Source organism: Nocardia noduli (assembly GCF_019038455.1).
GTDB lineage: Bacteria > Actinomycetota > Actinomycetes > Mycobacteriales > Mycobacteriaceae > Nocardia > Nocardia noduli.
On record NZ_JAFMPL010000268.1, the window covers coordinates 1 to 477 of the forward strand.

At 72.5% G+C, this 477-nt stretch carries 1 protein-coding gene; it reads left to right on the top strand.

Features of this window, described 5'->3' with window-relative positions; translation table 11 throughout:
- Positions 1 to 358 (top strand): cytochrome P450 (locus JZ792_RS41320; protein WP_216918435.1); only part of this gene is annotated, 358 nt, incomplete at its 5' end.
- Positions 359 to 477 lie beyond the last annotated feature (119 nt).

The window sequence follows — 477 nt, forward strand, 5'->3', positions numbered from 1 at the left end:
CTACGAGGCCCCGTCGCCGGTCCAGGCCCGGTACGTGGCCAAGGACGTCGAGCACCACGGCCACAAGGTCCCCGAGGGCAGCGTCATGGTGCTGCTGAACGGGTCGGCCAACCGGGACGACCGCCAGTTCCCCGACGGCGACCGGTTCGACATCCACCGGGACGCCGGCCACCACCTGAGCTTCGGCTACGGGATCCACTTCTGCCTTGGCGCCGCGCTGGCCCGGCTCGAGGGCAGGGTCGCCCTCGACGAGGTCCTGAACCGGTTCCCCGAGTGGGAGGTCGACTGGGAGCACGCCGAACAGGCCCGCACCTCCACGGTGCGGGGCTGGGCCTCGCTCCCGGCGCTCGTCTCCTGACGGCCGACGCCTGTGGCTACTCGCTGGCCACGACGGGCTCCGGGGCCCGGCGCTCGCCGCCACCGTCCACGACGATGTTGGAGCCGCTGATGAACGAGGCGCTGGCCGACGCGAGGAAG